The following is a 14,411-nucleotide window of genomic DNA, read 5'->3' on the forward strand; positions in this document are numbered from 1 at the left end:
CAGCAGAAAATGTCCGGCAATAAACTAGAAGATCTGAATGTGGCGAGCCAGGAAACACTGATTACCCCTGAAACGCTCAAACAGGATATGCCTCTCTCAGGCAACGCAGCTCAAACTGTTACTGATGGCCGCCAGGCGATTTATGACATTATCGATGGCAAAGACCATCGTCTGTTCCTGGTTGTTGGCCCCTGCTCCATTCACGACGTGGATGCCGCGCGTGACTATGCCGCCCGCCTCAAGAAACTTGCCGATGAAGTCAGCGACACTCTGCTGATCGTCATGCGCGTTTATTTTGAGAAGCCGAGAACAACGGTTGGCTGGAAAGGCCTGATCAACGATCCGCACCTGAACGATACCTTTGACATTGAACATGGCCTCAAGCTCGGCCGGCGTCTCCTGCTTGATATCAACGAGCTGGGTCTTCCGGTAGCTACAGAAGCCCTCGACCCGATCTCACCACAGTATCTGCAGGATACAATTGCCTGGTCAGCGATTGGAGCGCGAACCACAGAATCCCAGACTCACCGCGAGATGAGCAGTGGTCTTTCCATGGCGATCGGTTTTAAAAATGGTACTGACGGCAACCTCGACGTTGCCGTAAACGCCATGAAGTCGGTTTCTTACCCGCACAGTTTTCTGGGCATTGACCAGCAGGGTCAGGTGGCCATTATTCGCACCAAGGGTAACCAGTACGGGCACGTGGTTCTGCGCGGTGGCGGCGGCAAGCCCAATTACGATTCCGTCAGCGTGACACTGTGCGAGCAGGCTCTTGATAAAGCCGGGTTACGCAAGTCCATCATGGTGGATTGCAGCCACGCAAACTCCAGTAAAGATCCGGCCATTCAGCCGCTGGTTATGCAGGATGTCAGCCATCAGATCCTTGAAGGCAACACCTCGATCCAGAGCCTGATGATTGAAAGCAACATCAACTGGGGCAATCAGTCTATTCCGGAAAATCTCGCAGATCTGCAATACGGCGTATCCGTAACCGACGCCTGCATCGACTGGCCAACAACAGAAAAAGCCATCCGCGACATGCGCAACAAGCTCAAGGACGTTCTGCCGGGCCGTAAATCCGTCTGAACCCTGTCAGGCAGACTGGGTTGGCAAGCCGCCTACCCAGTCAAGCCGGTCCCTTAACGCGACTACGTTGCCAACAATAACAATTGTTGGAGCCTGAACTTTCTCTTCGTTTACTCGCTGCACAATCGTTTCCAGGTTGCCGGTAACCACCTGCTGATTCCGGGTAGTGCCTCTGGAAACAAGAGCTATCGGCATATCCGGCGCCATTCCGTGCGATATCAGTTGTTCACAGATGATTGGCAACGCGACCAGCCCCATATAGAACACCAGCGTCTGGCTGCCCTGTACGAAGTCCTTCCAGGGCAAATCGCAGGTGTTATTTTTCAGGTGGCCCGTAACAAAGCGCACCGACTGGGCGTGGTCACGATGGGTCAGCGGAATACCGGCGTAAGCAGCACAGCCAGAGGCCGCCGTAATCCCGGGGACGACCTGGAACCGGATGCCTGCACTGGCCAGGGTTTCGATTTCCTCACCACCACGGCCAAAAATGAACGGATCTCCGCCTTTGAGCCGAACCACCCGATAACCTTCTTTCGCCAGATCGACCAGCCGCTGGTTGATCTGATCCTGTGGCAAGGTGTGATTTGATCGTTGCTTGCCCACATGTATCCTTTCAGCCGTATCCGGAATCAGTGCAAGAATTTCCGGTGACACCAGTTGGTCGTAAAGCACAACCTCCGCTGTCGTAATAAGGCGGAAAGCTTTGAGCGTGAGAAGTTCCGGATCCCCGGGACCGGCGCCCACGAGAGCGACCTCGCCGGCAGAGCTGTTCGGGTTCAAGGTAACAGGGTTCGTTCGGTAGCGAACGGGAGCGGGTCTGGCGCCAACCCCCGCCCCTACGTCTTTCAGAGGCTTATCCATCATTGAATACGCTCAACGCCGCCCATGTAAGGCTTGAGTACGTCGGGAACAAGAATGCTGCCGTCTGCCTGCTGGTAGTTCTCCATAACAGCAACCAGAGTGCGTCCTACCGCAAGGCCTGAGCCGTTCAGTGTATGCACTGGCTCGGGCTTGCCGGTTTCCGGGTTGCGCCAACGTGCACCCATGCGACGTGCCTGAAAATCACGGGTATTGGAGCAGGATGAAATCTCACGATACTTGCTCTGCCCCGGCAACCAGACTTCGATGTCGTAGGTTTTTGCCGCAGAAAAACCCATATCGCCGCCGCACAGAGCAACCAGCCGATAAGGCAGCTCAAGCAATTGAAGAACTTTTTCGGCGTGGCCGGTCAGTGCTTCCAGCGCGGCGTCTGAATCTTCAGGGCGAACCACTTGCACCAGTTCAACCTTATCGAATTGATGCTGACGAATCATACCGCGGGTGTCGCGACCGTAGGAGCCGGCTTCGCTGCGGAAACTGGGTGTGTGGCACACCATTTTCAGGGGCAATTCAGCCGCATCAAGAATCGTATCTGAAACCAGGTTGGTAACCGGCACTTCCGCCGTCGGAATCAGGTAAAGCGAAGGCTCGCCCTGCAATTTGAACAGGTCTTCCTCAAACTTGGGCAACTGCCCTGTGCCGTATAGGGCATTGGCGTTAACCAGATACGGCACGTAGGTTTCAGAATAACCATGTTCGCCGGTGTGCAGGTTCAGCATGAACTGCGCAAGCGCACGATGAAGACGGGCTACTTGTCCGCGCATCACCGCAAACCTTGAGTGAGCGAGGCGCGTTGCAGTTTCAAAATCCAGTCCGCCTAATCCTTCACCCAGAGCAACGTGGTCTTTAGGCTCAAAATCAAACGCTTCAGGCGTACCCCAGGTACGAATTTCAACATTGTCTTCTTCACTGTCACCCATCGGAACGCTTTCATCCGGCAGGTTCGGAATGCCAGCCAGAAAATCATTGAGTTCCTGTTGCAATGAGCGCAACTCTTCCTCGGCATCAGACTTGCGGGATTTCAGGTTCTCAACTTCATCCAGCAGCGGCTGAATGTCCTCGCCAGCGGCTTTTGCCTTGCCAATCGACTTCGACTTTTTATTCTGCTCGCCCTGCAAGGTTTCCGTACGCACTTGAAGGCCCCGGCGGCGCTCTTCAAGTTGCTCAAAGGCAGCAACGTCAAACGTATAGTTTTTGATGGCCAGTCGACGGGCAATCTCTTCAGTCTGGTTACGGACAAGCTTGGGATCGAGCATGGGTATCCTGGATTTTCCGGTTTGCAGTGTGTGTGTGGAATAGCTCGCCATTATACCTGTGCCGGCGCTTGTGGCCAGCGCTGCCACTTAACCTTGCCCTGACTCAGGTATGGCGTTTTCTGGGGCTTTGTTCATTAAGAGCATCGAGCCGCTGACGCTTTTCGGATAACTTTATTTCAAGACCACGGTCTACCGGCTCATAATATCTGCGCTTGTGAATCGCATCCGGCAGGTAGGACTCTCCTGCGGCGAAGGCTTGAGCTTCGTCGTGGGCATAGCGATAGGAGTCACCGTGCCCCATACTTTTCAGGAGTTTCGTTGGCGCATTGCGCAAGTGCACGGGAACCTCGTAATCCGGATCCTGACGAATATCAGCCATGCACTGATTGAACGCTTTGTAGACCGCGTTGCTTTTGGGTGCGAGCGCGAGATAAGTCACCGCCTGAGCGAGGGCAAGCTCCCCTTCCGGGCTGCCCAGGCGTTCCTGGGCTTCCCACGCATCCATACTGAGCTGCAGGGCTCTGGGGTCGGCGTTACCAATGTCTTCGCTCGCGATGCGTACCAAACGGCGTGCAACGTATAGCGGGTCGCAGCCACCATCAAGCATCCGGCACAGCCAGTACAGCGAACCGTCGGGGTCTGACCCCCTGACCGACTTGTGCAATGCGGAGATCTGATCATAAAAAACGTCACCGCCTTTATCAAAACGGCGTAAGCTGGTCTGCATCACCTGCTCAAGATGCTCGGCGTTTAAACGGTTGTTTCCGTCACAGTCGGTTTCTGCCAGATCGGCGGAGATCTCCAGAATATTCAGCGCTCGCCTGGCATCACCGCCGGATGCTGAAGCCATCACGCCAAGCACATCATCAGAAATCGCAAGTTCGCCGCCAAAGCCTTCTTCAGACTTCAGGGCCCGGGTCAGCAGCTGGAGAATATCCGCTTCTTCAAGATTCTTGAGCACGTAGACACGGGTGCGGGAAAGCAGAGCACTGTTGAGCTCAAAAGAGGGGTTCTCGGTAGTGGCGCCCACGAAAATAAAGGTGCCATCTTCAATATGCGGAAGAAATGCATCCTGCTGGCTCTTGTTGAACCGGTGCACTTCATCGACAAAAAGGAGCGTGTCCTGGCCTTGGGAAAGCTTGCGGTTACGTGCCCGTTCAACAATGGCCCGGATATCCTTTACGCCGCTGAGAACTGCAGAAACCGTCTCAAAACTGAGATCCCCAACACTCGCCAGAAGCCGTGCAAAGGTTGTTTTACCAACTCCCGGAGGGCCCCAGAGAATCATGGAGTGCAGTTGTCCCTGCTCTACGGCCCTGCGGAGTGGTTTCCCCGGGCCCACAAGGTGCAACTGCCCCACGTAATCATCGAGGCTTTCAGGGCGCATGCGCGCCGCCAGAGGCCGAAAACCGACCTGTTCTGTGAACAGGTTGCTTTGCATGTCAGCCTTCGTCACCGATTACGTCGACACCCTCGGGGTACTCAAGCGTAAATGCGCGATCATCAACCGCTTCGTTAAGCCGGATGTTATCAAAGCTGAGCACACTGAGCTGCGACAGCGAATCCTGCATGCGCATTTCCTGCAGTTCGTTTTTGAAAAACGTCAGGCGCAGAGATACAAACAGGGAATCTTCACTTTTGGGCTCAAGCGTGAACTCCCGGGTATCGTCACTTGTCTGACGACCAGACACCCGATAGGTTTCTTCGAGGTTATCCACCTCGCCACTCAACAGCAGCGCCGGGGTCGTCTGAACACGGTCGTCCAGGTTGTGCACAGTGACCTGCTCGAGGTCGGGGTCATAGACTTCTACGCTTTCCCCGTTACTGACAATAAATTGCGACAGCGGCGCACGGGTTTCCCAGTAGAACAGGCCCGGCCTTTTGGCTTTCAATGACCCACGGGATTCCTGTACCTTGCTGCCGTTTTCGTTGACCACAATCTGGATGAAGTCGGCCTGATACGTTTCGTAGCTTTTCAGCAGAGCAGCTACCTCAGCCGCGGCACTGTCCTTATCTGCCGCCATCAGCGAACTGCTGAACACGAAAAGCATAATCAACGCCGTCAGCAAAGCCGACAGGGGCTTCAGAAAAAACTGTTGCATAATAGACAACTCCTAGTCTCTCGGTGGAGGCGGGGCCAGGACCTCACGGGCACCGTTATGGCCCGCTGAGCTGACCACTCCGGATGCTTCCATGGCCTCAACCAGATTGGCCGCCCTGTTATAACCTATCTTGAATTTTCTCTGCACAGACGAAATCGATACCCGGCGGCCTTCGGTAACAAACGCCACGGCTTCATCGAACAGCGCATCAGTTTCACTGTCGCCACCATCCGATAAGGTGGGAACTCCCGGCAGGCTTTCACCCTCTGCACCATTCAGCACATCGTCTACGTACACAGGTTCGCCTCTTGCCTTCCAGGCACTCACTACCCGGTGAACCTCATCATCGTCCACAAACGCGCCATGGACGCGGACCGGAAGGCCGGAGCCAGGAGGCAGATAAAGCATATCGCCGTGCCCCAGAAGCTGCTCAGCACCGCCCTGATCCAACACTGTACGAGAATCGATCTTGGAGGAAACCTGGAACGACATACGGGTGGGAATGTTGGCCTTGATCAACCCCGTTATGACATCCACAGAGGGCCGCTGGGTTGCAAGAATCAGGTGAATACCTGCCGCCCTGGCCTTCTGGGCGATCCGGGCAATCAACTCTTCTACCTTTTTACCAACAATCATCATCATGTCGGCGAATTCATCGATCACCACCACAATGAATGGCAGATGCTCGAGTTCAGGACGCTCCTGCTCGTCGTTGGCAAGATACTCGTCCGGCTTCCAAAAGGGATCGAGAAGAGGCTCACCGGCCTCAGCCGCATCCTTCACCTTGCGGTTATAGCCAGCGAGGTTCCGGACACCCAATGTCGCCAACAAACGATACCTGCGTTCCATTTCTGCCACACACCAGCGCAGTGCATTTGCAGCCTCTTTCATATCGGTAACGACAGGCGCCAACAAGTGAGGAATACCGTCGTAGATGCTGAGCTCCAGCATCTTGGGGTCAACCATAATGAAACGGACATCTTCAGGGCCGGCCTTCAGTAGCATGCTCAGCAGCATCGCGTTAACCCCGACCGACTTACCCGACCCGGTAGTACCGGCAACCAGCAGGTGAGGCATCTTGGCGAGGTTTGCCACCATGGGGTTGCCACCTATGTCATTACCCAGCGCCATTGTCAGCGCCGAACTGGACTCGGTGAACACCCTTGCACTCAAAACTTCACTGAGACGGACAATCTCCCGCTTTTCATTGGGAATCTCAATACCCACAACAGATTTGCCGGGGATGACTTCCACAACCCTAACGCTCAGAACAGCAAGTGAACGGGCCAGGTCTTTGGCAAGATTGGAAATCTTGCTGACTTTTACGCCCGCTGCTGGTTTGATCTCGAAACGAGTGATAACCGGCCCGGGGTTAACTTCAACCACCTCTACAGAAACACCAAAATCACTCAGCTTTTCCTCAAGCAATCGCGACATGTGCTCCAGAGCTTCTTCGGAATAACCGCTTTCCTTGTGCTCCTCGGGTGGATCAAGCAGGGAGACAGGCGGAATCGGGCTCTCTATATCTTCAAGCAACGAAGGTTGAGCATTTTTGACATCGCCAGCTTTTGGTTTTTGCTCGTCTTTTTTGAACGGCGAAATTTTTAGCGACCGACCGCTCGATGGCGGTGCTTTAGCCTTGTCCTCCGCAGACGGCTGAACTGTTGTTTTCACAGGTGCCTCATCCCGGGAGCTGAAGCTTTCCAGGCGCGCCGGTTCTGCCTCATAATCGGCAGCAAAACCTTCCAGACCGGGTTCCAGACGATCATTCGATAACTTTTCAGGCCTGGCTTTTTTGCGTGGCCCAAATCCGGGAATTGAATGCCACCAACGTTTCCGGGGAGTTTGATGAACGGCTTCGAACGCCTCGCTGCTCTTCGAGGCAACTGGTGGCGTCTTTGCCGAGCCAGGCACCCGGGGCGGTATAGGTGATTTGTCCGCGGGCGAGACAGACTTGTCCGGCGTTGCGAATTTCTTCAGTGCCTGGCCCAGACGAATCGCAAAGCCGCCCAGTTGATCCATCAGCCAGAACCATGAAAGCCCGAGAGTGACGGTCAGTGCAAAGAGAAATATAGCGATGAGCAGCAGTGTTGTTGCCGGCAGGTTGAAGAAACGAACCATGGCGTCCGCAACGGTGGTCCCAAGCACTCCACCTGACGTGGCTCCCAGTCCGAATACCGAATAAAGGGATAAAAGGCTGGTTGCTGACAGAAGAATCAGCAGAAAACCTCCAAACCTCATCATGAACAGTGGCCAATGCAGATCCATTGGCTCATTTCTGCAGCGGATCAGCATGATAGCGTAGCCTGCTACCATCACCGGGAACAGGTAGGCCACATGGCCAAAAAAGTCCCTCAGCAGGCTGGCGAGCCAGGCCCCGGACCGGCCAGCGGAATTAAGCACGCTGGTATCATGGCCGATGCTGGCCCAGCCCGGGTCTGCAGGGTTAAAAGTCACCAGAGCCATGGCCAGATAAATACAAAGCGCTATCAGCCCTATCACCGCACCTTCGCGGGCGCCCTGCGCTGCAAGGCGGCGAAAGCGGAGTTGCTTCTCTGTCAGTTGCTGTGGTGATTTCTTCGCTTTTGCAGATTCAGCCATGAATGCTCAAACGTTAAGTGTTGCTTGCGTTCTGAAGTGCCTGAAAACCTCTGTACAAGTCCGTTTTCAGGTCATCGACTGCTTCGATACCAACCGAGATTCGTAACAGGTTCTCGGTTATACCAGCGCTGGATTTGTCTTCCGGTGACAATCGCCCATGGGTTGTCGTCGCCGGATGGGTAATCGTGGTTTTAACATCACCGAGGTTTGCCGTGATTGAAATCATCCGGGTTGCATCAATGAACTTCCAGGCTTCCTCACGACCACCTTTAAGGCAAAACGCCAGCACACCGCCAAAACCCTTCTGCTGTTTTTTAGCAAGTGCATGCTGGGGGTGGCTTTCAAGCCCGGCGTAGTAAACCCGCTCCACCTCCGGCTGTTGTTCCAGCCATGTCGCCAACTCTAACGCATTGTCGCAGTGGGCTCGCATACGGATTGGTAAGGTTTCCAGGCCTTTATGGAAGACCCAGGCATTGAACGGACTCATAGTGGGGCCAGCCGATCTCAGGAAGCCGTAAACTTCGTCCATTAACTTCGCTGGACCAACCACAACACCGCCTACACAGCGTCCCTGACCATCAAGATACTTGGTTGCGGAATGAATAACGATGTCCGCGCCATGTTCCAGAGGGCGCTGCAGCACTGGCGTACAAAAACAGTTATCCACCACGAACAGGGCGTCATTATCGTGGGCGAGCTTTGCCAGTGCCTCCATATCGGCAACTTCACAAAGCGGGTTGGAGGGGGTCTCGATAAACAGCATGCGAGTGGCTGGTCTTAACGCCGAAGCCCACTCTTTCGTATCAGTAAGGCTTACAAATGTTGTTTCAACACCAAACCTGGCCATGTATTTCTGAAACAACACGTTGGTGGTTCCGAACACACCACGGGAACAGATTACATGGTCCCCGCTTTTCAGAAGCGCCATGCACGTGCTGAGAATGGCCGCCATACCCGATGACGTTGCTACAGCACGCTCTCCGCCTTCCATTGCCGCGATTCGACACTCGAAAGCCTGAACCGTAGGATTGGTAAACCGGGAGTATATATTCCCCGGCTCATCCCCCCCGAAACGCGCTGCGGCCTGAGCTGCACTGGTGTAGACAAAACTCGAGGTCGGGAAAATGGCATCACTATGCTCAAGCTGGCCAGTTCGGAGCTGCCCTGCCCTCACGGCCAGAGTATCCAAAGACATACCATCCAGATCCGATTCGGGAATCAGGACAGTTTCTTCGCGGTGAAAAGTCATGAGCGTCTCCTGGCAAGGCTCGGTATTCAGTCTTCGTCGTTGTAAAGATCAATGATGCCGTTATCAGTTGACCCTGAATCCACATTCCCGGAACGCGTGACGTCATTGCGGGCTTCGTCGAGGCGATTGAGATAGGTTGAATCGATATCACCCGTTACATACTCTCCGGTGAACACCGAGCATTCCCAACCATCAATACTGTCGTTGACATCGCTGACACAGGTCACCAGGTCTTCCAGATCCTGGTACAGCAGCCAATCAGCTCCGATCAGTTCCCGAATTTCCTCGACAGTCCGGTCATGGGCAATCAGCTCACTGGCCGAAGGCATATCGATTCCATAGACATTAGGGTAGCGAACCGGAGGCGCAGCCGAGGCAAAGTATACTTTTCTGGCGCCGGCGTCTCTGGCCATCTGAACAATCTCTTTGCAGGTGGTGCCGCGGACAATGGAGTCATCAACCAGCATGACGTTTTTGCCTTTAAACTCCAGATCAATGGGGTTCAGTTTCTGGCGCACAGACTTTTTACGCATTGTCTGGCCAGGCATGATAAAGGTCCGGCCGATATACCGATTTTTGATAAAACCTTCGCGGAACTTCACGCCCAGACGGTGCGCCATCTGCATAGCAGACGTCCGGCTGGTATCAGGAATGGGCATGACCACGTCAATATCGTGATCCGGGTATTCGCGAAGAATCTTGTCTGCCAACGTTTCCCCCATACGCAGCCTTGCCTTGTACACGGAGACGCGATCTATGATGGAGTCGGGGCGGGCAAAATAGACGTGCTCGAATATGCAAGGATACAAATGCGGGTCTTTTGCGCACTGCTGTGAGTATAGGGTTCCGTCGGTTTCGATATAAACGGCCTCACCCGGGGCTATATCCCTCACCAGGGTATAACCGGCCGCACTGAGAGCGACACTCTCCGATGCGATCATATACTCCTTGCGTCCGTCCTCGGAGATGCGCTCGCCATAACACACCGGGCGGATTCCGTTCGGATCGCGGAAGCCAACAATACCGTAACCGGTAATCATCGCTATCACCGCGTAGGCACCCCGGCAACGCTGATGTACCGCGCTCACTGCCGAGAAAACATCTTCCTTGGTCGGATCAAGTTTGCGTAGCTTTTGCAGCTCGTGCGCGAAAACGTTCAACAGCACTTCTGAATCGGAATTGGTATTGATATGGCGAAGATCTGTACGGAACAGGTCCCGGCTTAATTCGTCGGCGTTGGTCAGGTTACCGTTGTGAGCCAGAGTAATGCCGTACGGGCTGTTCACATAGAAGGGCTGCGACTCTGAAGAACTGGAGCTGCCTGCGGTTGGATACCGCACATGACCTATCCCGACATTGCCGACCAACCGTTGCATATGGCGAGTGTGGAATACGTCGCGAACCAGCCCGTTATCCTTGCGCAGGTAAAAGCGCTCGTCCTGGAAGGTAACAATGCCCGCTGCATCCTGGCCCCGGTGCTGAAGTACAGTCAGCGCATCATAGAGCGACTGATTAACGTGAGAAGTACTGACGATGCCGACAATGCCACACATGGATAAGGTAATCTCCGAGTGTTAATTCTGAATGTTAGCGGGATGCGGACGTGGGTTCCACGGCCTTTTGAGGTTCCGGCTCCAGGAAACGGGCGAATTCGTCACCAAATGTTCGCCTGGACCAGTCTTCGACTACTGCGAGGCGGTCAATCATGACTGACGTCCTCCACCAGGTATCCTGAGCCAAAGGGGTATAACGGATAAAAGCGATCGCAACGATCACTACAACAATTCCCCGTAGCAGGCCAAACCCCATACCCAGAACCCTGTCCGTCGCAGAGAGTCCGGTTGCACGAACAAGATGCCCGATCATGTTGTTTATAATGGCGCCAACAATGAGCGTGCCGAAAAAGAGAATGGCAAAGGCTGCAATAAGACGCACGAGCGGCGTTTCAACCGTGCCTTCAAGCAGGGCTTGCATCTGGGGGTGAAAAGTTCGCGCAAGAATGAATGCACCCACCCACGTCACGAGAGACAGCGCTTCTTTCACGAAGCCCCGCTTCAAACTGATGAGTGTAGACACTGAAATCAGGGCAATTATGACCCAGTCAATCCAGATCAGCGCTTCCATGGAAATCCCGGTGGAGAAAAGGAAGCGCGAATTCTATCAGGAAACAACCGTTCGCCAAACCGCAGGAACAATATAAAGCAGCTTGAAAAAATTATTTATCACCGGACGTGACCAGACTGTTCAGGCTGAAAGCCTCATCCAGCGCACGTTTTGCCGATTCGGCCTCGGTTTTCTCAGTAAAGGGTCCACTGAAGACCCTGGTCAGGGTGTTATCACCCCGAACAACCTCCTGCAAGTGCGAGTTGTAACCCTTCTCGCGCACTTTATCCCTGAGGCGACGCGCATTATCGGCGTTACCAAAGCTACCTAACTGAACAACCCAGGCGCCTTCCAGAGAACGGGTAAACTCCGCACTCGCCGGTTCTGCCTGGTCAGGAGATTCCGTTTGTACCGGTGCTACTGGCTTTTCCTGCGGACTTGCAGAGGGTGCTGGCTCGGCTTTTGCCGACTCGGTTGCCTGAGGCGCTGTGTTTGCTCGGCTATCAGGCACAGGCTGAGCCGCCGGCTCCTCATTTTCAAGAATTCGATAATCCTGCACGCCTGAGCCAGCAGTTGCAGGCTCGTCTTGCTGGTATGGGGGTGGTGGTGCTACCTCCGAAACGGGAGCTTCAACTTCCGGGAAAGGTGGTTCTTCAGGAATATTGATCGACGTAGATGTTCGCTCGGAGTGGGGTTCATCGAACACCATGGGCACAAAGATAACGGCCAGTGAAACCAGAACCAGCGCACCGATTATTCTTTGCTTCAATCCATCCACGTTACTTGACTCCCCGCCCGGTTGACCCAGCACATACTAACTGCCCGCCTTCCATAACTCAAAGCTCCGGGCCGTGCTATGGACAAAGTTTAAGACGCTCAGGCCAACAGGCTCAAATAAGCAGAGTGCGGGCTTCGGCAACGGTAAAAAACGAACCAAAAACGATAATGATGTCCTTTTCTCCTGCATCGGCCTTTACCGCAGCAATCGCGGCAACCACGGAATCACTGGTAGTGACCCGAGAGTTTTCGCCATCGACCGAACCGAACAGGGGCACGGATTCCAGCCTGGCACGCAAAGCGGCGGCGGTCAGACCTCGTGGAACACCAAGCCCTGCCAGATACCAGGCGTCAACAACCGGAGCCATAGCCCTGGCAACGCCTTCAACATCTTTATCGCCAAGGGCAGCATAAACCGCGTAAACCTTTTGCTCTTCGCCTTTCAATGCCTGAAGCCGTTTGCAAAGCCAGTTGGCGGCATGGGGATTGTGCCCAACATCCACGTACAGGTCCGGGTAGCGTTCCAGGCGCTCGAACCGCCCTGGGGCTTTGACACCAGCCATTGCCGTCTCAATAGCATCCTTTTCGAGCTGAGGTTCGAGTATGCGCAACGCGATAACCGCCGCGGCTACACTCGGAACCGGAAGAGGCCCTGTCGGCAATATGAGCGTATCCCCCTCAACATGAAGGGTTGTGGTGATCTCGCCGGAATCCTCTCTGGTCTCTTCGATGCTGTAATCCTTGCCTGCTCGAACCAGCGCTACCTTCTGAGCCACTGCCTGCTGGAGTACCGAGCGCGGAGGATCCACATCGGCAACCACAGCGGGTATGCCAGGGCGAAGAATTCCGGCTTTTTCAAAACCGATAACCTCACGGTTATCTCCAAGAAATGCCACGTGATCAATATCGATGGATGTTATGATCGCCAGATCGGCATCTATCACATTCACCGCATCAAGGCGGCCGCCAAGACCAACTTCAAGAATCCAGTCCTGTAAACCGGCTTCATCCAGCGCGACGAAGGCCGCCAGTGTGCCGAATTCGAAATAAGTCAGTGTTACTGAACCACGAGCGGCTTCCACTTTTTCAAACGCAGAGATCAGGGTTGCATCATCAATGTCCTGACCATTGATGCGGATGCGCTCGTTATATGCCTGAAGATGGGGAGAGGTGTAGGCACCGGTGCGCCTGCCCGCAGCCTGAAGCAGCGCTTCGAGTGACGCGACAGTACTGCCCTTTCCGTTGGTGCCGGCAACAGTAATAACCCGTGCTGCAGGTTTTTTACGGAACAGGCGGCGCAGGACCAGCAGGACCCGGTCAAGCCCCAGATCTATTTCGGTGGGATGTATCAGTTCGAGCCAGGACAGCCATTGATCGACTGTCGCACCGCCCCCCGGTGCCGCAGGGGGGCGGGATTTCTGTTTATTCTGCGGGGGGTTCAATGTCTGGCTTTTCCGTTATTTCAAATTCAATGGGATCTTCCGTATCGGGACGCTCTTGCCCGGTGAACTTCGCCAGAACATGCGCAATGCGCTCGCGCATCTGGTGGCGATGCAGAATCATATCGATTGCGCCGTGTTCCAACAGGAATTCACTGCGCTGAAAACCTTCAGGCAGCTTTTCACGAACCGTTTGCTCGATAACCCTGGGGCCGGCAAATCCTATCAACGCGTTGGGTTCTGCAATATTAAGATCACCCAGCATGGCCAAACTCGCAGACACCCCGCCAAAAACCGGATCCGTCATCACTGAAATGTACGGAATTCCCTCTTGCTTCATGCGTTCAAGCACAGCTGCCGTTTTGGACATCTGCATGAGTGAGAGAATGGCTTCCTGCATACGCGCGCCGCCACTGGCAGAAAAGCAAACCAGCGGAATGCGTTCAGCAAGGGAAACATTGGCGGCCTGAACGAACTTTTCACCCACGACCTGCCCCATGGAGCCACCCATGAAGCCGAATTCAAAGGAACATGCTACCAGCGGAACGTTCAGGGTTTTGCCTTTCATGGCAACAAGGGCGTCTTTTTCGCCCGTTGCTTTCTGAGCCTGCGCCAGACGATCCTTGTAGCGTTTGGAGTCTTTGAACTTCAACCGATCCCAGGGTTCGAGGTTGGCACCGATTTCCTCACGATCATCTTCGTCAAGAAAGATGTCGAGACGACGGCGGGCATCGACTCTCAGGTGATGGTTGCACTTAGGGCAAACATCCAGGTTTTTTTCCAGTTCCGGCTTGTATAGAAAGGCGCCGCACTTAGGGCACTTTTTCCACAGCCCTTCGGGAACGCCTGTTCTGCGATTGGATTCCGAGCGAATCTTGCCCGGCATTATCTTGTCCAGCCAGTTACTCATGGTTATATC

Annotated in this window: 12 protein-coding genes; 1 reads left to right on the forward strand and 11 read right to left on the reverse strand. The window is 54.4% G+C overall.

The features are described 5' to 3' along the window. Window positions 1–9 precede the first annotated feature (9 nt). Window positions 10–1,086 (forward strand): 3-deoxy-7-phosphoheptulonate synthase, encoded by a 1,077-nt coding sequence (locus ACN0RL_RS06390; RefSeq protein ID WP_417514867.1) that lies wholly within the window; start codon window positions 10–12, stop codon window positions 1,084–1,086. 6 nt (window positions 1,087–1,092) lie between these two features. Here ACN0RL_RS06390 and cobA read toward each other — a convergent pair whose 3' ends face one another. The 11 genes from cobA to accD all read right to left on the reverse strand — a co-directional run bounded on the left by cobA (window position 1,093) and on the right by accD (window position 14,402). After that, window positions 1,093–1,950, reverse strand: a complete 858-nt coding sequence (gene cobA / locus ACN0RL_RS06395) for a uroporphyrinogen-III C-methyltransferase (RefSeq protein ID WP_417514869.1) — start codon at window positions 1,948–1,950, stop codon at window positions 1,093–1,095. Further along, the gene (gene serS, locus ACN0RL_RS06400) at window positions 1,947–3,221 is read right to left on the reverse strand and encodes a serine--tRNA ligase (RefSeq protein WP_417514871.1); all 1,275 of its coding nucleotides are present in this window, start codon (window positions 3,219–3,221) and stop codon (window positions 1,947–1,949) included. Before serS ends, cobA begins: the two co-directional genes overlap by 4 nt. A 103-nt stretch (window positions 3,222–3,324) precedes the next feature. Then, the gene (locus tag ACN0RL_RS06405) at window positions 3,325–4,662 is read right to left on the reverse strand and encodes a replication-associated recombination protein A (RefSeq protein ID WP_417514873.1); all 1,338 of its coding nucleotides are present in this window, start codon (window positions 4,660–4,662) and stop codon (window positions 3,325–3,327) included. A gap of 1 nt (window position 4,663) precedes the next feature. Then, window positions 4,664–5,272, reverse strand: coding sequence for an outer membrane lipoprotein chaperone LolA (lolA, locus tag ACN0RL_RS06410; protein WP_417515020.1), 609 nt, complete (start codon window positions 5,270–5,272; stop codon window positions 4,664–4,666). A gap of 63 nt (window positions 5,273–5,335) precedes the next feature. Next, window positions 5,336–7,924, reverse strand: coding sequence for a DNA translocase FtsK 4TM domain-containing protein (locus tag ACN0RL_RS06415; protein ID WP_417514875.1), 2,589 nt, complete (start codon window positions 7,922–7,924; stop codon window positions 5,336–5,338). A gap of 13 nt (window positions 7,925–7,937) precedes the next feature. After that, complete coding sequence (locus ACN0RL_RS06420; protein ID WP_417514877.1) at window positions 7,938–9,173, reverse strand: O-succinylhomoserine sulfhydrylase; 1,236 nt, start codon at window positions 9,171–9,173, stop codon at window positions 7,938–7,940. A gap of 26 nt (window positions 9,174–9,199) precedes the next feature. After that, window positions 9,200–10,726 carry an amidophosphoribosyltransferase gene (gene purF, locus ACN0RL_RS06425; RefSeq protein ID WP_417514879.1) on the reverse strand — a complete coding sequence of 509 codons (1,527 nt, stop codon included), beginning with the start codon at window positions 10,724–10,726 and terminating at the stop codon, window positions 9,200–9,202. A 34-nt stretch (window positions 10,727–10,760) separates the two neighbouring features. Next, window positions 10,761–11,297 (reverse strand): CvpA family protein, encoded by a 537-nt coding sequence (locus tag ACN0RL_RS06430; RefSeq protein ID WP_417514881.1) that lies wholly within the window; start codon window positions 11,295–11,297, stop codon window positions 10,761–10,763. 91 nt (window positions 11,298–11,388) lie between these two features. Next, window positions 11,389–12,054, reverse strand: a complete 666-nt coding sequence (locus tag ACN0RL_RS06435) for an SPOR domain-containing protein (RefSeq protein WP_417514883.1) — start codon at window positions 12,052–12,054, stop codon at window positions 11,389–11,391. Between the two features lie 112 nt (window positions 12,055–12,166). Further along, complete coding sequence (folC, locus tag ACN0RL_RS06440; RefSeq protein WP_417514885.1) at window positions 12,167–13,495, reverse strand: bifunctional tetrahydrofolate synthase/dihydrofolate synthase; 1,329 nt, start codon at window positions 13,493–13,495, stop codon at window positions 12,167–12,169. After that, window positions 13,476–14,402, reverse strand: a complete 927-nt coding sequence (gene accD, locus ACN0RL_RS06445; RefSeq protein ID WP_417514887.1) for an acetyl-CoA carboxylase, carboxyltransferase subunit beta — start codon at window positions 14,400–14,402, stop codon at window positions 13,476–13,478. The genes folC and accD overlap by 20 nt, the downstream gene beginning before the upstream one ends. Window positions 14,403–14,411 lie beyond the last annotated feature (9 nt).

Origin of the sequence: Marinobacter sp., assembly GCF_048259445.1 — a bacterium.
Taxonomy (GTDB): domain Bacteria; phylum Pseudomonadota; class Gammaproteobacteria; order Pseudomonadales; family Oleiphilaceae; genus Marinobacter.